This is a genomic window from Nonomuraea sp. NPDC003214, assembly GCF_053590035.1.
On record NZ_JBSFSX010000029.1, the window covers coordinates 46407 to 62896 of the forward strand.

The 16490-nt window shown below is 71.7% G+C and carries 27 protein-coding genes; 1 reads left to right on the plus strand and 26 read right to left on the minus strand.

Annotated elements, in window-relative coordinates; translation table 11 throughout:
• Positions 1-21: 21 nt before the first annotated feature.
• Genes ACWDXC_RS43610 through ACWDXC_RS43650 form a run of 9 tightly spaced genes read right to left on the minus strand, consistent with a single transcriptional unit; the run spans position 22 to position 5257 of the window.
• On the minus strand, positions 22-303 hold the full coding sequence (locus ACWDXC_RS43610) for a hypothetical protein (protein ID WP_449992783.1): 282 nt from the start codon (positions 301-303) through the stop codon (positions 22-24).
• Entirely contained in the window at positions 300-791 is a 492-nt protein-coding gene (locus ACWDXC_RS43615) for a hypothetical protein (RefSeq protein ID WP_449992785.1), read from the minus strand. The genes ACWDXC_RS43610 and ACWDXC_RS43615 overlap by 4 nt, the downstream gene beginning before the upstream one ends.
• Positions 792-796: 5 nt before the next feature.
• Positions 797-1492, minus strand: coding sequence for a hypothetical protein (locus ACWDXC_RS43620; RefSeq protein ID WP_449992787.1), 696 nt, complete (start codon positions 1490-1492; stop codon positions 797-799).
• On the minus strand, positions 1489-2328 hold the full coding sequence (locus ACWDXC_RS43625; protein ID WP_449992789.1) for a hypothetical protein: 840 nt from the start codon (positions 2326-2328) through the stop codon (positions 1489-1491). Before ACWDXC_RS43625 ends, ACWDXC_RS43620 begins: the two co-directional genes overlap by 4 nt.
• Complete coding sequence (locus ACWDXC_RS43630; RefSeq protein ID WP_449992791.1) at positions 2325-3704, minus strand: hypothetical protein; 1380 nt, start codon at positions 3702-3704, stop codon at positions 2325-2327. The genes ACWDXC_RS43625 and ACWDXC_RS43630 overlap by 4 nt, the downstream gene beginning before the upstream one ends.
• A gap of 3 nt (positions 3705-3707) precedes the next feature.
• Positions 3708-4007: a hypothetical protein gene (locus tag ACWDXC_RS43635; protein WP_449992793.1), complete on the minus strand. Its 300-nt coding sequence runs from the start codon at positions 4005-4007 to the stop codon at positions 3708-3710.
• Complete coding sequence (locus tag ACWDXC_RS43640) at positions 4004-4480, minus strand: hypothetical protein (protein ID WP_449992795.1); 477 nt, start codon at positions 4478-4480, stop codon at positions 4004-4006. Before ACWDXC_RS43640 ends, ACWDXC_RS43635 begins: the two co-directional genes overlap by 4 nt.
• Positions 4477-5028 (minus strand): hypothetical protein, encoded by a 552-nt coding sequence (locus ACWDXC_RS43645; RefSeq protein WP_449992797.1) that lies wholly within the window; start codon positions 5026-5028, stop codon positions 4477-4479. Before ACWDXC_RS43645 ends, ACWDXC_RS43640 begins: the two co-directional genes overlap by 4 nt.
• Positions 5018-5257 carry a hypothetical protein gene (locus ACWDXC_RS43650; protein WP_449992799.1) on the minus strand — a complete coding sequence of 80 codons (240 nt, stop codon included), beginning with the start codon at positions 5255-5257 and terminating at the stop codon, positions 5018-5020. Before ACWDXC_RS43650 ends, ACWDXC_RS43645 begins: the two co-directional genes overlap by 11 nt.
• A 117-nt stretch (positions 5258-5374) precedes the next feature.
• Between ACWDXC_RS43650 and ACWDXC_RS43655 the strand changes: the two genes are divergently transcribed.
• Positions 5375-6229, plus strand: coding sequence for an RNase H family protein (locus tag ACWDXC_RS43655; RefSeq protein ID WP_449992801.1), 855 nt, complete (start codon positions 5375-5377; stop codon positions 6227-6229).
• Between the two features lie 871 nt (positions 6230-7100).
• On the opposite strand, the gene ACWDXC_RS43660 is transcribed toward ACWDXC_RS43655, so the two are convergent.
• The 17 genes from ACWDXC_RS43660 to ACWDXC_RS43740 all read right to left on the minus strand — a co-directional run bounded on the left by ACWDXC_RS43660 (position 7101) and on the right by ACWDXC_RS43740 (position 16212).
• Positions 7101-8435: a hypothetical protein gene (locus ACWDXC_RS43660; RefSeq protein ID WP_449992803.1), complete on the minus strand. Its 1335-nt coding sequence runs from the start codon at positions 8433-8435 to the stop codon at positions 7101-7103.
• 39 nt (positions 8436-8474) lie between these two features.
• Positions 8475-8723, minus strand: a complete 249-nt coding sequence (locus ACWDXC_RS43665) for a hypothetical protein (protein ID WP_449992805.1) — start codon at positions 8721-8723, stop codon at positions 8475-8477.
• Positions 8724-8862: 139 nt separating this feature from the next.
• Positions 8863-9150 carry a hypothetical protein gene (locus tag ACWDXC_RS43670; RefSeq protein WP_449992807.1) on the minus strand — a complete coding sequence of 96 codons (288 nt, stop codon included), beginning with the start codon at positions 9148-9150 and terminating at the stop codon, positions 8863-8865.
• A 47-nt stretch (positions 9151-9197) separates the two neighbouring features.
• Positions 9198-9563 carry a hypothetical protein gene (locus ACWDXC_RS43675; RefSeq protein WP_449992809.1) on the minus strand — a complete coding sequence of 122 codons (366 nt, stop codon included), beginning with the start codon at positions 9561-9563 and terminating at the stop codon, positions 9198-9200.
• The gene (locus tag ACWDXC_RS43680) at positions 9560-10291 is read right to left on the minus strand and encodes a DNA translocase FtsK (protein WP_449992811.1); all 732 of its coding nucleotides are present in this window, start codon (positions 10289-10291) and stop codon (positions 9560-9562) included. Before ACWDXC_RS43680 ends, ACWDXC_RS43675 begins: the two co-directional genes overlap by 4 nt.
• The gene (locus tag ACWDXC_RS43685) at positions 10288-10509 is read right to left on the minus strand and encodes a hypothetical protein (RefSeq protein WP_449992813.1); all 222 of its coding nucleotides are present in this window, start codon (positions 10507-10509) and stop codon (positions 10288-10290) included. Before ACWDXC_RS43685 ends, ACWDXC_RS43680 begins: the two co-directional genes overlap by 4 nt.
• Positions 10510-10534: 25 nt before the next feature.
• Positions 10535-10924: a hypothetical protein gene (locus ACWDXC_RS43690; protein WP_449992815.1), complete on the minus strand. Its 390-nt coding sequence runs from the start codon at positions 10922-10924 to the stop codon at positions 10535-10537.
• A gap of 61 nt (positions 10925-10985) precedes the next feature.
• The gene (locus tag ACWDXC_RS43695; protein WP_449992817.1) at positions 10986-11243 is read right to left on the minus strand and encodes a hypothetical protein; all 258 of its coding nucleotides are present in this window, start codon (positions 11241-11243) and stop codon (positions 10986-10988) included.
• A 44-nt stretch (positions 11244-11287) separates the two neighbouring features.
• Positions 11288-11980, minus strand: a complete 693-nt coding sequence (locus ACWDXC_RS43700) for a hypothetical protein (RefSeq protein ID WP_449992819.1) — start codon at positions 11978-11980, stop codon at positions 11288-11290.
• 53 nt (positions 11981-12033) lie between these two features.
• Complete coding sequence (locus ACWDXC_RS43705; protein ID WP_449992821.1) at positions 12034-12231, minus strand: hypothetical protein; 198 nt, start codon at positions 12229-12231, stop codon at positions 12034-12036.
• A 52-nt stretch (positions 12232-12283) separates the two neighbouring features.
• Positions 12284-12559, minus strand: a complete 276-nt coding sequence (locus tag ACWDXC_RS43710; RefSeq protein ID WP_449992823.1) for a hypothetical protein — start codon at positions 12557-12559, stop codon at positions 12284-12286.
• 56 nt (positions 12560-12615) lie between these two features.
• Positions 12616-12834: a hypothetical protein gene (locus ACWDXC_RS43715; protein WP_449992825.1), complete on the minus strand. Its 219-nt coding sequence runs from the start codon at positions 12832-12834 to the stop codon at positions 12616-12618.
• A gap of 188 nt (positions 12835-13022) precedes the next feature.
• Positions 13023-14153 (minus strand): site-specific integrase, encoded by a 1131-nt coding sequence (locus ACWDXC_RS43720; protein ID WP_449992827.1) that lies wholly within the window; start codon positions 14151-14153, stop codon positions 13023-13025.
• On the minus strand, positions 14150-14548 hold the full coding sequence (locus ACWDXC_RS43725; RefSeq protein WP_449992829.1) for a hypothetical protein: 399 nt from the start codon (positions 14546-14548) through the stop codon (positions 14150-14152). Before ACWDXC_RS43725 ends, ACWDXC_RS43720 begins: the two co-directional genes overlap by 4 nt.
• Positions 14541-15149: a hypothetical protein gene (locus tag ACWDXC_RS43730; protein WP_449992831.1), complete on the minus strand. Its 609-nt coding sequence runs from the start codon at positions 15147-15149 to the stop codon at positions 14541-14543. Before ACWDXC_RS43730 ends, ACWDXC_RS43725 begins: the two co-directional genes overlap by 8 nt.
• A gap of 145 nt (positions 15150-15294) precedes the next feature.
• The gene (locus ACWDXC_RS43735) at positions 15295-15714 is read right to left on the minus strand and encodes a hypothetical protein (protein ID WP_449992832.1); all 420 of its coding nucleotides are present in this window, start codon (positions 15712-15714) and stop codon (positions 15295-15297) included.
• A 300-nt stretch (positions 15715-16014) separates the two neighbouring features.
• The gene (locus tag ACWDXC_RS43740) at positions 16015-16212 is read right to left on the minus strand and encodes a hypothetical protein (protein WP_449992833.1); all 198 of its coding nucleotides are present in this window, start codon (positions 16210-16212) and stop codon (positions 16015-16017) included.
• Positions 16213-16490: the final 278 nt, after the last annotated feature.

The window sequence follows — 16490 nt, forward strand, 5'->3', positions numbered from 1 at the left end:
CAGACCACGGGTGCCGGGCCGCTACCAGCGGTTCGCCTTGAGCGCCTCCGCGACCAGCGGCGCCCGTTCCCGCCACCGCTCCTCACACCCCGGACTGTGCTCGTCGACCTCGTGGCCACGCTGGGCCGCGTCCGCGCACGGCCCGCAGCAGTGAGCACTGCTCCCGCGCACCACCCGCTCGCAGTCCGGCTTCCCGCAGGCCCGGTAGCGGTGCCCGTCGATCTCCACCCCGCGCAGCCGGAGCAGCGTCCTCTGGTTGCGGGCCGCGTCCTCTGCCACGACCCGGGCCGCCTCGTCGCTCACCGATGCATCTCCAGCCATGCTCTCCCCCTACTCGTCAGCCAGGGCCGTTGCTCGGCCACCCCGTACTCCAGCCGCCCCCGCCCTATCTCGCGGCGGAACGCGGCCAGCACCACCTTCATCGGGAACACCGTCACCAGCTCCCCGAACGCCCCGAACTCGTGATCCCGCACCGCCGCCAGCACCATCCACGTGTCGAGCTGGGCGCGTTTCCACGGACGGCCCGCCCCGCCGGCCCCGAACGGCCACGAGACCCGGCGCACGCTGCGCGCCACCAGCTCGGCCGGCAGCAGCGCATCCCGGATCTCCGCAGCGCCCGGCCGCCGCCAGAACCGGGACGTCTCCACGATCACGAGCTCCACCGCGCGGATGCCCCGGATCGGCTCGGGACCGTCGGCGATGACGACCTTCTCCGCGGCGAGGCCGAGGTCTTTCCAGCAGGCCAGCGCTTCGGCGTGGTCGTGGGCGCAGATCACGGTCACGCAGTCCACGCCGGTCACCACGTGCCCGCCACATCCTGGTAGGTGACGACGTTCATGTACGCCTGCCAGGTCAGGCTGCGGCCGGAGTTGAGCGTGGGCTCTATCCGGTCGAGGTGCAAGGTCAGCCGCAACTCTCCCGCGTGCAGGATCCATTCCTGCCCCGGGCCCACCTCTCCCAGCGGGCCCGGCATGTACGGTCGGAATGCCGGGATGCTCCGGTCCACGTCGCCGGCCTCGTCCCGGGCAGGGGTGAGCAGGACGCGCGGTAGAGCGGATTCCGCCCACACGCGGTGGCTGTCCCCGATCCGCGGCTCTCGCACCTCCTGCTCGAAGATGGTCGCGTGGACGTGCCGCACCACGCGGGGGTCACCCTCACGCGACTCCAGCCGCGCCGTCCCCTCCCACACGACCTTCTCCGGCGCGCCAGCCGGTAGGCGGCGGCCGCGCACGCCCTGCGGCGGCGCGTACACGTTGTAGGCGGGCGTCCATCCCGGATGCTGGGCGAGGGCCGTGCGGGCGTTGACGATCGCGGTCAGCGCGTCCAGCAGCACTGGACGGCCGTTGCTGTCGCACATCTCCTCCGGGGACATGGCCGCGAACGGGTCCCGGGTGGCCTCGTCGATCAACCGGCGCCGGGTGGCCTCATACACGGTTTCGAGCAGGTCGACCTGCTCGGCGAGCCGAGCCCGCGCCTCCGCTGGTGTGGTCACGCTTCCACCTCCCACACCTCGGCCAGCTCCCACCCATCCGCCTCGCCGCCCTCGATCAGGACGGGCTTACGCGCCTCCAGGCGGCCGGTCGGCCACGCCCGCCCGCACTCGGCCGGGAACTTCAACGCATGGCCGGCGCGGGCGACCGTGACGGGCTTCGCGTCGTTCGGCCGTACCTGCCACGCCCCGTCCAGGCTGGCGGGCAGCCACCCGTCCGGGAGCAGCGGCGACGGCCGCAACACCACGTACGGCACCGCGCCCGGGATCGCGCGCAGGGTGACCGTGTACAGCACCCGCCACCCACCCGGGCGCGCGATAGCGTGCGCGGGCCAGCCGATAAGCTCGTGGTCGAGCAGGTCCTCCGCGTCGAGCAGGAGCAGCATGTGCGGCTGCCCGGCGATCAACGCCTGCTCTCGGCGCAGGGTCTGCCACACGGGCGGGTCGGACCAGATCCCGCGCGTCGCCACCTGGACGGTGTGGGCGGCGGGCCGGGTGCCGGCGGGCGCGGCCGCCGCGGCGATCGCGTCGAGCCCGCGCAGGCCGTTACCACCCACCTGGTCGACCAGCGTCACTCCCGGCTTCGGCCAGTCCCCGAAGTCGATCCCGGACAAGAACAGGTCCCGGCGGATGCGGAGCGCGTCGGCCCGGTCGTGGAAACCGCTCGTCTCGATCACTCGGGCGGACTCCGCCCCGCGCAGGTCGCGGTGGAGCTGGTCGATGTTGCAGGCGACCACGACGCGGCCGCTGTTGCTGGGCAAGCCGTAGCGGCGCCGGATCCTGACGGCTTCGCGCTGGTCGTGGGCGCAGATCACCGTGAACTGCCGGTCGGGGGTCACCAGGTCACCTCGAACACCTCGGCGGCCTGGCCGTCGCGGATCTCGACCCGGCCGGTGGCCCGCGCGGTCAGCGCCCGCACCTCGACCTGCGCGTCCAGCGGGCTCCAGGAGAAGGGGCCGACGCCGCCCAGGTGCGCCAGGTCGTGGATGTGGCCGCGCTCGTGCCATTCGCCTTCCCGGTCGGGGTGCAGCCAGCCCGCCGACAGGCCGGGGCCGGGCCGGTAGACGATGAACGGCGTGCTGGCGGGGATCGCCGCGGCGGTGAACCCGTACACCTCCAGCCAGCCCGGCTCGTCGGACCACGGCGACGGCGGATACTCGCACTCGGGCAGGTCCTCGGCCGACAGGACCGCGATGTAGTGCGGCGCGTCGAGCGCCTTCGCGACCCACTCCTTGGCCTTCTCCACCAGCCTGCCCTGGCGCGGGGCCGCGAGGACGTGCATGCGGCACTTGCGGTCGAGTCTGGTGCCGGCGGGCAGCATCTCCCGCGCGATCTCCCCCAGGCTCCTGACCCGGCCAGGGCCCGGCCGGGGCTCGTACTTGCCGAGCACGGGCGCCCGGTCCTCGATCACGACCTGGACCCCGTACACGGTCAGCCAGTGCCGGCCGGGCACGATCAGGCCGAGGGGTGGCACCTTCCACCCGTCGTGGTGCCGGGCGCGTAGCTCCTCGAAATGGGCGTGCAGGGCGCGGGCGTCGTCGAGGGTGATGGTCTGGCGGGCGGCGTCGCCGACGTCGCCCACCCACAGCTCGCGCGCGGCGGTGCGCCGCTCGCGCACCTTCTTCAGGACGGGGTGGTCGTGCAACCGGCCCATGATCACGGACGAGGCGGCGGCCACGAGCGGGTCGAGATCCAGCCCGTCCTGGTGCAGCCGGTCGAGGACGCCCCTCACCTCAGCCCGCCGGGCAGCCATGCCTTCCTGGACGGCGCCCAGCAGGGCCAGCATGTCCTGCGCGGCGTGGTCGGGGCTGGCGGCCTGGCCGCCGCTGCTGCTGGTCACGTTCGTGTTCCTCCAGGGGGATGTGAGTAGGCCGGCGCGGATCCGTACCGGGCCGGCAGGGGGCGGCGCCGGATACAGGCGCGGCGGGTGGGTGCGGATGACCTGGACGACGCCCCCGGCCCACACCATCCAGTCGGTGGACGAGAACGGGCCGTAGAGCACGTCCATGAGCAGGGCGTGCGCCCACACCTTCGGTTCGATGAGGCTGGCCATGTAGGCGACGTCGATCATCGTGTCGGGCAGGCCGCGCTCGACCATCGCGGCCAGGCTGACCGGCGCGGGTGGAGCGGCGCCGGGCTGGGGAAGTGGCTGCAGGGCCGGGATCACGGGCGTCGTGGGCGGCGTGGGCGGTGTGAGGGGCAGGGAGATCCCCATGGGTCATCGCCTCCCGCGACGGCGCGCACGCCGCCGGTACAGGGCCTTGGCGTGCTGCTGGCCCGGGTGCCGCCGCCTGTACGCGAGCAGGTGGCCCTTCCACCCGACCCGCACCATCCCGTTCGGCATCGTGAAGGTGATGGGCGGCAGCGCGCCCGGCCGCACCGGCACGGCCGAGCCCGGGTCGAGGGTGAGCGTGATGTCGTCGACGGTGCCGATCGGCTTCCAGGCGTCGACGTCGCCGGGGCTGGTGCCCACCGGGGCGAGATACAGCCGGCCGGGCCCGAGGATGATCCCGGTCACGCCGACCACCGCTCGTCCCAGCCCGGCTCGGACCCCTTGTGCCAGGTGCCCAGGACGCGCAGGGTCCGGCACGGCCACCCGTCGCCCCCGCACTCCCGGCACTGCTGCACCGTCTTCGGTATGCCGCCGGGGCGTCCTTCGAGCACCACCGCCTCGACGCGGGCGTGCAGGTCGAACAGCTCCTTGTGCAGCGGCGCGCCCTGGTCGTGGACGTCGAGCTGCCAGCCGATCGACTTGCCGAGCCAGGACGCGAACCGGTCGGCGAGGTCGGCCTGGCCGGGGTCGACGGGCAGCGGCTGGATGACGATGCCGCGGCGGCCGCAGTTCCGGCACACGCCCACGATCGGCTGGCCAGGCTTCGGGGCCGGGGCATCCCAGTCGAGCTCGACCGGCAGCACGCCGGGAACCTCGCCGGGCCCAAGGGCTGCGACGGGGCAGACGTTGCCGTCACCGTGCTGCACGAACCCGCTCACGACGGCACCACCTGCATCCGCACCTGCCGGCGGACCTCCACCCTGGTTTCGTCGTCCAGGGTCGCGGTGAACACCACGGTGACGTCCTGCGGCTCCTCCAGCACCCCGCGCTCGAACTCGTACCGGCGAGGGACATCCAGCGACAGGAACAGCGACGCCACCAGCGGGTGAGCTGATGGTGTGGGGCCGCCCTTCTCCCACTGGTCGGCGGCCTGGTCCAGCCACGCCCGGACGCTCCGCTCCGGGGTGGTGAGCAGCTCGGAGACGAGCTCGGCGGCCCGCCTCAACCCTGGCAGCAGCGAAGGGTGGGGCAGCTCCGGCGGCGCGGGACGCTGCTCGACGAACGTGATCTCGTCGCTGCGGGCCGCGCCCTGGAGTTCTTCCAGCAGCCGCCGGTGGCCGGCCACCAGGCGAAGTATCAGTCGGGCATCCTCGTCGATGGCGGATGCGCCCATTCCCGCGCTGTCGTAGATGGCCAGTCTCTTCCTGGCCACCTTCTCCGCGTGGTCGAGCTGGGCGCGCCAGGCGGCGATCGCGTCAACGGCCACGGCCGGCTCCTTCCTCCAGAAGACGCTGGGCGGCGATGCCGGACACGACGGCGTGGTGCTCGGCGTGGTCGGCGAGCAGGTCGGCCATGCGGGCGTGTGACTCGGCCTGGCGGGCGGACAGCTCCGCGCTGGCCGCGGCTCTGCGGCCAGCGCGACGCATGACGGTCAGGGCGACGAGCAGGGCGGCCACGCTGAACACGAGCGCGACCCAGTCCACGATGTGAGGCATCAGAGGGGGGACCTCTCCACGGGTAGGGGAGAGGGAAGGTAGACGATTCCCGCGCTAACGTCCTGGCGGCTCCCGGCCCGGGGACGTTAAGCCGATTTGTCCCTACAGTCCCGGCCCGTGAACCGGACCCCTGAGACGTTCTCAGCCTGCGTCAACGCCCTCCCCGAGCACCTGCAGGCCCGCGCTGAAGCGTTGCGTGACTACGCCACCAGCAGGCCCCGCACCTGCCCGGCCTGCGACCAGGCGCGTGAAGCGGTGTGGCTCGCCCTGGACGCCGCGTTCGTCGACGACCTCGGCGCCGCCGCCGGCATGCTCGCCCTGGCCGAACAGCACGCCGCCGCCGAGCACGTGCCCCCGTCCTGCATCGTGGCGATCCTCGAGCAGGCCGACCGCCCCACCGCCGCCCCCGCTGCGCCGGCCGGTGAGCGGCTGGTTGTCGCCACGGACGGCTCCTGCAAGAGCTTCCACTCCGGGATGGCGTTCCTCACCAGCGACGGCCGGTGGGGGATGGACTACCAGCCGATCAGCGGCTACCACACCATCCGCGACCGGGTCAGCACGCTGGTGACCGAGCTGCGCGCGGTCGCTCTGGCGGTGGCCACGCTCGGGCAGGACGCCAGCGAGATCGTGCTCCTGACCGACAGCAGGAAAGCGCTGAAGTACCTGCGCGCCTGGCGTAGAGGGAACGTCGGCATGATGCCGCCCGGCTACCTGGCCCTGCCACGGACGGGTCGCCCGCGCTTGGTCGTGCTCGCCGAGCAGGTGGCCGCGTTCCCGGACCTGTGGGCCAAGCACGTGATCGGCCATACCGGGCACCCGTTGAACGAGGCCGCCGACAGTCTGGCCAAGCTTGCCCGCCGGCGCGTGCACGGCGACCGGGAGCGGGAGCGGGCGGGGGAGATCGTGAGCGCGGCCGTGACGGCGTGGCACACCGCACGGGCCCCGTCGACGGGCAGCCCACACGCCGCCTAGGAGGCGCGTCCCGCCCCGGCGGCGCGGATCCGGTCGTCACGCAGCACGGGTAGGGAGAGGGAAAGTGGACGGTTCCCGCGCAACGTGCTGGCGCTACATTGCCGCTGGTAGACCCGCAGGGCAGGCGGAAGATGCGACGCCAGCACGGTGACTTGCGCTGGTCACACCTCGGAACCTGACCTCGCGGTGACTTCTCTGAGCCTTTGCAGGAGTGCTTACGTTTTCGAGTCCGGACGTCGTGCCGACCCGTGCAGATGCGGGGTACAGTCATTTAGTACATGCCAAGTTGCACTACGAGCTTGGCCATAAGGGTGGGGCCCCGCACTGTCCTCGTGATGAGGAGCATTACGAGGCCCCGAGGTGAGGCACCCGTCACCGGGTGAGGTTGTTACCGCCGGTCGAGCCCGATAGCTGGCACTCTCGGGTACTCAACCGCCGATCTGCAGCAGGATCGCGGCCCCCAGGTTGATCGCCGCGAGGGCGATCTCCTGGGGGGCCGGCCACCTGCGGCCCCTCCACCAGTTTTTGAGCGCGCTGTCCTTCTCCACGCCGATCACCTGACCTTTCGCATCAGGTAGCCCGGTCCGGATAACCGGGGACACTGCAGTCCACCGGCCAGTCCAGGGTGCGGAGAAGGGTACGAGATAAACGGTAAGCGACCGCAGGGAAACGCGCTTCCGGTTGCTGCGAAAGAGCGTCGACCGGCGCACGCTTAATGGCTGTGCAGGTGGAAGCACATAGCTGCTGGTCCACGCCCTCTGATCATCGAATTCGTGAGCGAAACGCGGGTGCGGCCGCGCTAGAAACCGTCACCTCTGGGTAAGGCCACCTTGCCTCCAGGTAAGGTCCCGCGCAGTGCCCCGGGCACCGGCTACCTCGGACTTGGCTGCCGCATCAGGAGCCGGAGCAGCTTCCCGCCGGCGACGAGCCCCTCCAGCTCCATCGCGTACCGGAGCAGCCTCGTCCCCTTGTCCTCCTCCGTGCCGGCACCATCCCCACCATCGCGGGCTCGCGCCGGGCGGCGCTTCCTCGACGGCTGCTTGGGCTTGGCCATCGGGTGCGCTCGGGTCAGGCTCTCGTCCACCTCCGGCAGCCCGGTCACCGGGACATCCGGCGCCCACGGCCACACCACCGGCCCCGGATCCTCCTCGAGCGCGGCCGTCAGGCTGGTGCCCGCCACCGCGGCGTTGACCACCGCCGTGGCGGCGGCCGCGTACCGGGCGATCCCCTGCCAGCGCGCCTCCACCAGCTCGGCCGCCTGCTCCTCCAACACGGCCCGGTAGCGGTCAGCGGCCCGCGTCACCGCCATGTCGTACGCGGCCGCGGCCTTGTTCCTCCTGGCGGCGATCCGCGCCAGCCCGCCCCGGCCCGCCGGCACCTCCACCGTCTGCCCGCCCGGCTGCTCGTCGAGGCGGGCCAGCTCGGCGCGGGTCTCCTTCAACAGCGCCGTGGCCGGCCACGGCGCCTCACGCAGCCGCCGCAGCTCGCGGTCGATCTCGACGGGCCACACCGGGGCGCCGTCCGGGCCGGGAGCGTTCACGCCCGGGTAGAGCCGCGCGTACTCCCGCCAGTTCGCCGCGTAGTGGGCGCGGCCGGTGTCGGTGAGCCGTAGCAGCCACGGCCCGTACTCGCTGCCGTCGGGGCGGCCGTCGGCTGGCGTCTTGGCCACGAACGGGTCCGGCTCCCGCCCGAGCAGCCGCTCCCACGCCCCGTTCGCCCACTTGACGCGCAGCCCCTGCGACCCGGCGGCGTGCACGTCGACGAGCATCGCCCACAGCGCCTCCGACAGCAGCCCACGCGCCGGCGCCAGCGCCCGATCGGGGTCCAGCCCACCCGCCCGGCACGCGGCCCGGCCCAGCGTGGTCAGCTTCACCTCGAGCCGGTAGCCGCCCAGCAGCGCGGGCTTCTCCCGGGTCTCGATCAGCCCCCGCCCCTGCAACGCCTCCATCGTGGATCCGGCGCCCGGGTCACGCACACCACGGCGCTGCAGCGCGCTCTGGAGCTTGCCCAACTGCGCGAGGCCGCCCACGTTGCCGTACTCCAGCCACCGCCACTCACTCGCCGGCCTCGGTGTCTCGCCTCGCCCCCACGCGCCCTTCCAGAGCTTCTCGGCCGCCTGGTCGTGCTCGTAGATGACCCGCATGTACTCGCGCTGCCGCTCGTTCAGACCGTCCCACGCCGCCACGGCGCGTTTCGAGGGGGGCATGACCGCGACGCTACCAACCCCGCGGCGGCGTCACACCGCTCATCCGGCATCCGCCGCCGTGCCGTCATCGACCTCACGCAGTTCCGACAACGGCACCACCTGCTCCAGCTCGTGCAGCTGGTAGTAGCCGGGCACGTCGACCGCGTGCCCATCCCGGGTGACCTTGTACCAGATCTCACCCTCCCGGGCGTCAGGCTCCCGCATCCGCGCGAACAGCCAGTGCGCGCTGCCCCGGGTCAACCTCACCGGCTCCACGCGCAACCCATCCGGCCCCACCAGATAGCGCACCCTCCCGACGATACGCGCAGGCCCCGACCTGACACAGCAGGCCGGGGCCGACACCGCACACCCGAAGGAGGCCGGCCTCGCGCGTGCGCGCGTAAGAGCCTCGCAAAACGCCCCGGGGGCGGGGTCACGGGGGTGGTGGTCAGGGGTTGAAGGGGTCTATGCCTGCCCAGAACCATGCGGCTTCCCAGGTGACTTCGGACTTGTCGTGGTCGGCCTGCCAGTAGCAGGCGCAGGCGGGGCAGTGGAGCCAGGGCCGGCCGGTGGGCTCGCTGTGGGAGTCGCCTTCTGCTGGTTGGAGGTCGGCGGCGCAGGCGGGGCAGAGTCCTTCGCCGAGCGCTGCGAGGGCGGAGGGCATGGTGGCGCGGTGGGCTTGTTCGGCGGTGGTGCCGGCGGGGAGGCGGACAGCGGGGCGGGGGCGTTCGGTCATGGCGTCTTCTGGGTCCTTTCACCGGGAGGTTGAGGGGCGGGGCGGGGTTACAGGTATGGCCAGCCGTCGTCGGGGTCGTGGGTGGTCAGGGCGGCGGTGCGGGCGCGTTCCTGTTCGCGGGCGGCGGTCTCGTCGGGTATGCCGAGCTCGTCGAGGATGGCGGCGAGCTGGTCGAGGGTGGTGGGGGCGCGTTCGGCCAGGCGGCGGAAGAAGTCGGGGATGTGGGTGTAGGCGGGGAAGCTGTCGGTGCTGACGTGGACGGTGATGGCGGGGTTGAAGGGGGTGTCGTCGCTGGTGATGGTGAGGTCCCACTGGGTGCCGTGGTTGGGGGAGCGGACGATGATCTCGTGTTGCAGGGTGTCGTCGTTGCGGCGGCGGTAGTAGGTGGGTTTCCCGCTGGTGCTGGTGGTCATGGGGTGGGGGCTCCTGCGAGTTCGGCGAGTAGGGCGGGGAGCTGGTCGCGGGTGAGGAGGACTTCGCGGGGGCGGCGGCTGCGTTCGGGGCCGACGACGCCGTGGTCTTCCATCTGCTGCAGCAGCCTCTGGGCGGTGGAGAATCCGACGCGCATCCGGGTTTGGAGGCGGGCGGCGGACTTGGTGGTGACGACCATCGTGATCGCATCGGTGAGGAGGCGGAGCTGGGCTTCGGCCTCGGGGTTGTAGCCGGGGTCGGCGCGGCGGGCGACGGTGGCGACCCATTCGGGGTCGAGCTGCTTGGCCAGGTGGGCGGGGACGGGGCCGACGAGCTGGCGGAGCGGTTCGGGCAGGTGGGCGGACAGCCAGTGCAGCTTGTCCGCGCGCTTCTCCAGGCTGGCGAGCCGGCGGCCGAGCTCGCGGCGCAGGGCCTCCAGGCGCTGCTCGTACTGCTGCTCGGCGCGGCGGGCGTCGTGTTCGGCCTTGGCCGCGCGCTGTTCGGCTGCGGCGATGCGCGGGGCGGCGATCTCGTGGGCGCGGTGTTCGATGTGCTCGTCGAGGCTGGCCGCCGTGGCGCGGAGGGTGTCGGCGAGCGCCAGCACGTCCAGGTCGGTGGGCGGGCCGGGGTCGTTGTCTGCCGGCGCCTCGTCGGTGTAGTCGTTGGCCTCGTTCCAGTTCTGCACCATGTCGTCGGTGGGCAGGTCGGCTGTGTCGTGGAAGTCGTTCACTTCTGGTCCTCCAGCTCGTCGTGCTGGTGTCTTTCGGCTTCCATGGCTTCCATGTGCGTGGTGAGGTCGCGGTCCAGGTTCGCGGCCTGGTAGCCGAGGGCGTATCCCTCCGCGCGTACGAGGTCCAGGGCCTGCCGCCAGGCGCCGAGCCGCTGGAGGGGGCGCATCTCCATGGATTGGGTAAGGATGTTCAGGGCCTGTTCGGTTACGAGGTTCATGGTTCTCCCTGGTCGGGGCTGGTGGTTACTGGTCTTCGTCCCAGGTGAGTCCGTAGGTGACGTTCTCGTGGGAGGGGCCGTGTCCCGCCGGTAGGGAGCAGGGGATCTCGTCGGGGTAGGGCGGGCCTGGGGAGTCCCACGCTTCGCACGCGGGGCCGCCTTGCCGGGCGGCGATCTCCCGCTCGGCGATGTCGTCGAGGCGGCGCTCCTCGGCCTGGCGGGCCTGGGCGGCGGCGCGGCGTTTCTCCCACCCTCGTCGCGCGCCGGCGGAGCGGCGCTCCTTGGTGGCGGCGCGCTGGGCGACCTGCTCGGGGGAGGCGAGGAACTCCTCGCGCTCCTTGTGCTGCTGTTCGACGAACGCTTCGGCGGCCTGGACGATCCCCGCGAAGATCTCGTACGCGGTCGGCTGAGGCACAGGGAGGTTCCCTTCCGGGTGGTGGCGCCGCGCTGCGGGGTGGCGTGGCGCCGGCGGGTGGTCAGTAGATCCGGTCGGCGGTGGTCTTGGCGGTGGCGATCGCGGTCTTGAGCGCGTCGAGGCGGCGCTGCCCGAACCCGGACACCTCCAGCAGTTCCTCGTCGCGGGCGCCGGTGAGGTCGCCGATGGTGAGGATGGGCGGGCGTGCTTGGGCGAGGGGGCGGGTGACGTGCCAGGTGATGCCGGGCAGCGTCTTGATCTCCTGGTCGGCGGGGAGCGCGGCCGTCTCGATGAGGGCGGCGAGGCTGCTCCGTTCCACGGTGGTGCTCCTTCCAGTGGGGGTGAAGGTCCGGCTGCTGGCGGTCATTCGGGTTCGAGCTGTCCGGAGGCGATGAGCGCGATGGGGCTGCCGGGCTCGGCCAGCCGGTAGATCGCGGTCAGGCGGCCCATGATGTCCTCGCGCGCGTGGTCGCTGAGGTTGAGTACAACGGGGTCGAGGTTGAACGCGATCGCGTTGATCCGGAAGACGGCGTCGGCGCGCAGGGCCGCGTTGTCGCCGTGGGCGGCGAACGAGACTTTGAAGCTCTCGCGGCCGGTGGCGGCCAGGGACGCGGCGGTGCTGAGCCGGTAGGTGATGTAGTAGCCGCCGGTCCTGTCGGCTAGTTCCCAGTCGGGGTGCGCGTCGAGGTGGGCGACGATGGTGGCGCGGTCGGCATCGGCCGGGAGCAGCGTGATCCGGTCGACGGGCGGGGGAGGCGGGCCGGGCGTCCAGTCGGGGATGACGCGGTGGACCACCGTGGCGTCGGCAGGGAGGCCCGGCTGATCGGCCCGCCACTGGCGGAGCCGTTCGGCGTAGTCGGCGGCTTCGGCAACGGTGAGGGGCGCGTCGTCGTCGTTGGTGCCCTCGTAGAAGGTGACCAGCTCGGTGCCGTCGACCTGGTCGGGCGCGGGCACGGTGTAGCGGACGGCGATCTCGACAGTGCCCGGCTCGGCGGGTAGGCAGCCGGGGCAGTCGTCGTGGTGCTCGTCGAGCGGGTTGCAGGTGCAGTGCGACATGGGGGCTCCTCGCATCAGGGGTGGGGCGGCCCGGCGTGTGCCGGGCCGGGGTGTCACACGTAGGGGTCGAGGTCGGGCACGAACTGCTTGAAGCGGCGCATGAGGTGGATGCGGTCGGTGTAGGCGGTTTCGTCATGGTCGTCGGCTGCCGCGTAGAGGGCTGAGGTGAACACGTTGCGCAGGACGGCCTGCTCCTCGCCGTCCAGGGTGAGGTGGATGGTCACCGGCGGCCGGTCTGCGGGGATGCTCACGTGGGTCTCCGGGGAGAAGGGGGCCCGGCTCGTGGCCGGGCCCCGGGCGTAGTTACGGGGTCGGGGTGACGCAGAGGGCGCGCAGTTCGTCGAGCAGGGCAGGGGCGTTTGGGCCGGTCGGCAGGCCGTGGTCGGCGTAGGCGGTGGCGAGGGCGTTCATCATGTGCCAGGTGATCTTGGGGTCGGCCTCGCCGTCTCGGAGCTGGTCGAGGGCGGCGGTGAGCCGGTCGGTGAGGTGCTGGGGGGTCAGCTCCTGGCGCTGGCGGATCTCGTAGCAGGGGTAATCGTCGTGGATGCGGTAGGAAAAGACGATCATGCCGGTGCTCATGGTGCTCCGTTCGGGCCGCCGCCCCGGCGGCAGGGGCGGCGGATGGGGGGCGGCTGTCAGGCGGACGTGATGGTCATGAGGGAGCTGCGGCCGGTCTCGGCGCAGGCCCGGCAGCCCATCCGCCCGATGCGGAGGTGGTGAGCGTGGCGGCCGCAGGCCCGCTTGCTCGCGGTGTGTCCGTCCTCGCACACGGCCGTCACGGTTTCCTCGGCCGACCGCGTGCAGGGGGCTTCGGTGATGCCGTCGAAGATTTCGCAGTCGCGCTCGGTGGTCATGGCAGGCTCCGATCAAGGGTGAAAGTTAGGGCCGCGATGCTTCCGCGTTGGTCTCTATAATACAGCTTATTTAGTAGGATGGGAAGCGGCCCCCTGGGCGGCCCCGCGACAAGGTACGCCGAACCTTTTGACCTGCGGAAACACGAACGGCCCCCAGCAGGTGCCGGGGGCCGCATAGTGCGGAAGATCTACAGGCCGACGCCGCGCATCGGGTTCTCCGACCAGCGGTCGACCTGGCGGATGTACCCGGCCACGATGGGGGAGCCCTCCACCCACCGGCCGTGCCGGGCGATCGCGGACATCGGCGCTCCGGCCTTGGCCGAGGCGGTCGCGCCGCCGGCGCGCAGCCCGTGGGCGGAGTAGGCACCGGCGTTGTCGAGCCCGGCAGCGACAGCGGCCTGCTTAACCCGGTAGTTGATGCCGTGGCCGGTCATACGTTCGCCGGTGCCGCGCGCGGCGCGGCGACCGTCTTCGTAGGTGGCGCCGCCGATGCGACCGTTCCTGTCGATGGGGCGCAGCAGCGCGCCGGTGGTGACGCCGTGCTCGGCGAGGAGGTCGAGCCAGGCCCGGACGGTACGGACGGGGCACGTCTCCTTGTGGGTGCCGTACGGGATCGGGATCACCTCGCCCACCGCGTCCTGGTCGGTCTTGGACATGGCGACGTACACGTCCAGGCCGTCGTCGGTGAAAACGACGTCGATGATGTCGAGCGCGGCCAGCTCCGAGCGGCGGCCCATCAAGGAGAAGGCGAGCACCAGGAGGGCACGGTCACGGATGCCCTTCGGGGTGTCGGCGGGGAGCGCGGCGATCATCTGGCGGAGAATCGGCAGCGTGATGGGCGGCGCCTTGCGCTTGCGGTGCCCGGCCTGGGCGCGCTGCTTGCGGTAGGCGCGCAGCGCGAGCCGCGCCGCCTTGGTGCCCGGCTTGGCCACGCCGGCGTGATCGTGCATCGACAGGATGCAGGCGATCGCCTGGTCGATGCTGCTCGGCGAGCGCGGCCCGGCCGGTTTGGTGCCCTTCGAGCTCGGCCGGGTCGGGGTGGTGGCCAGGTAGGCGACGTAGCTGGCCAGCGTCGCCTCTGTGGCGGGCAGCGCGGTCCGGCCGGTCGCCTGGCACCACTGCTCGAACTCGCCGGCGATCCGCCGGTACGCGGTCTTGGTGTTGTCGGCCAGGCCGCGCGAGATGAGGTCGGCGGCCTCGTCGGTGTAGGTGCCGTCACGTCGGGCCTGCGCCGCGGCGACCAGCTCGGCGGCCTCGGGCGTGAGCCCGACCAGGGCATCGGACTCACGTACGGCGGGCAGGTGCTCGGCGGTGCTCATTCGACGGTCGTCTCTTCCAGAGGTAGGTCCGCTGTCCGCCGTATCCGCTCCTCGCGGTCGGGCGCGTCGGCTTCAGGGATGACGTCCTTGCTGGTGAGCCGGTCCAACGCCCGGCGCAGCAGGGGCAGGTCCGGGTCGGTGGTCTCGGTGCGGATGTAGGCGTCGACCAGTCTCCGGAGAGCGCCGACCTCCTCGCGGGGGAACGTGATGGTCGTCCGCTGGCCGCTTCCGGGCGGCTTGTGCGCGGGCAGTCTCCCCCTGGACGTGAGGACCAGGAGGTCTCTGCCGCACAGATCGCACGTCGCGGCCACCTGCCCCGGGCGGATAGCGACGGCGGTGTTCTCGCGCGGGGTCCTGCCGGGGCAGCCTGGGGTGGTTCCGTCGCGCTTACTCATCGGCCGCCCAATTCGGACAGCCGGGGCGGCAGTCGGCGGGTAGGTGGCCTTCGAACGGCAGGCCAGCCAGGGCCGCGCTCGCGTCGTAGTGGCCGCCGTCGAAGATGGCCTGCACCTGTGGGCTGGCCCAGAAGTGGCCGCCGCCGTGGCCATCACGTGCCGTCCACCCCTTCGGGATGCGCTTACTGCACGGCTGCCCGGACGGGGAGGGCATCGGGCACGGCATGGTGCCATCCGACACCGGCTCGTCCAGGTCGTCGTCCCACGGCCACAGGTAGAAGGCGATGCTGCCGCCCGTGAAAGCGTTCACCTCCGAGTACACCTTCGTGATCGTGACGGCGGGCGGTTCGCTCGAGCTGGCCAGCGCGCGCACCGCGTCGAGCATCCGCTCTGCCGGCACGTGGAGGTCCGGCCACCAGCGCCCGTCGACGGGCAGCCCGTTCGGCGGGTTGGTCAGCTCCTGGTCCTGGCGGAGCTCGGCGACCACGCACACCGGCCGCCCGCCGTGGCGGTGGACTGTCACGTCCGTGGCGTGCGGGCGAAGCAGCTCGGCGAGCGCGTCACCGTCGGGGATGTCGAGGGGCGTGTCGAGAGGGGTCATGGCTCCTGCTTCAACTCGGCGAGCGCGGCGGGTGCCGGCATCGGTGGCCACGTAGGGTCCACCCTCATGGCTTTTCCGTCCACCACGCGGAGCTGCCACAGGTCGGTCGTGCACCATGTCGGGCATGGCGTGGCTGAGGGGTTGCTCATGCGGAGTCGTCCTCCGCCCGCCCGGAGAGGATGAGGGCGGCGGGGTGGCCGGGATCGAGAGCCTGGTAGGCGGCCACGATCCGGTCGACGATCTCCTCATCGTCGAAGGGCCACATCCGCAGGGCGACGGCGTTGATGGTGCGGGCGGCCTTGGCGCATTCGGCGGTCAGGTAGTGCGCACCGAGACGCTCATACCAGTCGCCCGCGGGGAGGCGGACGGTGACGCTCTGCGCGGGTGTGGGCCCGGAGTAGGCGGAGCTGTAGGGGTCGGTGGGAGGAAGCTGGAGGTGCCACGTGTGGTGAGTGGTTTCCGGCTCCGGGCGTCGTTGCCACGCGGGGTCGGCGTCGAGGTGGGCGATGATCTCGTCGCGGCTGGCGCCGGGACTGATGAGGTCGACGACGGTAGGGGTTGTCACGATGGTGTGGCCCTCCTGACCTTCCGGTAGACGTTAGGGCGGGCGTGCGATCATCATGTGTCTAACTTTCGATAAGGTATGTTAACGGAAGTTAGGCCCAAGATCTCGGGAACGCGGCCGTGCTAGGTTCGCTCCCGTACCTCAGAGCGAGGAGCGACCGGGTTGATCGCCGGTCGTCGCCCGACGGCGGGACCTCTCCTCCGGCACCGAGTCTGCGCAGGCTCACCGCCGGGCGGGAACCCGGGACCGCGAACCTGCAGGGGGAGATGGGCTCCCCCTGCCACCAGCTCAAGATCGCGCCTACCGGATGGTCTCCGACACCTCGGTGCAGCCCCAGCGCGACCCGGCCGGAACCATCTGCCTGACCTCCTCCCCCTTCATGAGGTACACCCGGCCCGCCACCTTCCGGTGGCTGTCGGCGCCGGGCACGCTCCGGGCGATCTTCGTGCCGGGAGCGGTCTCATACCAGTACGTCCTGACGACGTGACTCATTCGCATACCTAACTACTTGTCGCTTTTGGGGCGGATTGCCCCCCTCTGCATCGAGCGTGGCACACATCGGCCCGCCGGTTGTAATGCCGCGTGCGAGCGCATGAACCGTGGGCGTGGCGCGAATTGCACGTAACGTGGGCGAAACACGGGCACGGCAAGCTGTTACGACACCCGTAGCAGCTCTACGACCGAGGGGACGCCGTGGACCGCCAGCAGGAGTTCGTGCTCCGCACCCTTGAGGAACGCGACATCCGGTTCATCCGGCTCTGGTTCACCGACGTGCT

Excerpts from the sequence above, each read along its gene's own strand:
- ACWDXC_RS43675 (WP_449992809.1), bottom strand. The coding sequence starts at position 9,563 with ATGACCACCAGCACCAGCGGGAAACCCACCTACTACCGCCGCCGCAAC.
- ACWDXC_RS43710 (WP_449992823.1), bottom strand. The coding sequence starts at position 12,559 with ATGAGCACCGGCATGATCGTCTTTTCCTACCGCATCCACGACGATTAC.
- ACWDXC_RS43660 (WP_449992803.1), bottom strand. The coding sequence starts at position 8,435 with ATGCCCCCCTCGAAACGCGCCGTGGCGGCGTGGGACGGTCTGAACGAG.
- ACWDXC_RS43685 (WP_449992813.1), bottom strand. The coding sequence starts at position 10,509 with ATGAACCTCGTAACCGAACAGGCCCTGAACATCCTTACCCAATCCATG.
- ACWDXC_RS43730 (WP_449992831.1), bottom strand. The coding sequence starts at position 15,149 with ATGACCCCTCTCGACACGCCCCTCGACATCCCCGACGGTGACGCGCTC.
- ACWDXC_RS43715 (WP_449992825.1), bottom strand. The coding sequence starts at position 12,834 with ATGACCACCGAGCGCGACTGCGAAATCTTCGACGGCATCACCGAAGCC.
- ACWDXC_RS43630 (WP_449992791.1), bottom strand. The coding sequence starts at position 3,704 with ATGGGGATCTCCCTGCCCCTCACACCGCCCACGCCGCCCACGACGCCC.
- ACWDXC_RS43700 (WP_449992819.1), bottom strand. The coding sequence starts at position 11,980 with ATGTCGCACTGCACCTGCAACCCGCTCGACGAGCACCACGACGACTGC.
- ACWDXC_RS43650 (WP_449992799.1), bottom strand. The coding sequence starts at position 5,257 with ATGCCTCACATCGTGGACTGGGTCGCGCTCGTGTTCAGCGTGGCCGCC.
- ACWDXC_RS43725 (WP_449992829.1), bottom strand. The coding sequence starts at position 14,548 with ATGAGTAAGCGCGACGGAACCACCCCAGGCTGCCCCGGCAGGACCCCG.
- ACWDXC_RS43720 (WP_449992827.1), bottom strand. The coding sequence starts at position 14,153 with ATGAGCACCGCCGAGCACCTGCCCGCCGTACGTGAGTCCGATGCCCTG.
- ACWDXC_RS43740 (WP_449992833.1), bottom strand. The coding sequence starts at position 16,212 with ATGCGAATGAGTCACGTCGTCAGGACGTACTGGTATGAGACCGCTCCC.
- ACWDXC_RS43670 (WP_449992807.1), bottom strand. The coding sequence starts at position 9,150 with ATGACCGAACGCCCCCGCCCCGCTGTCCGCCTCCCCGCCGGCACCACC.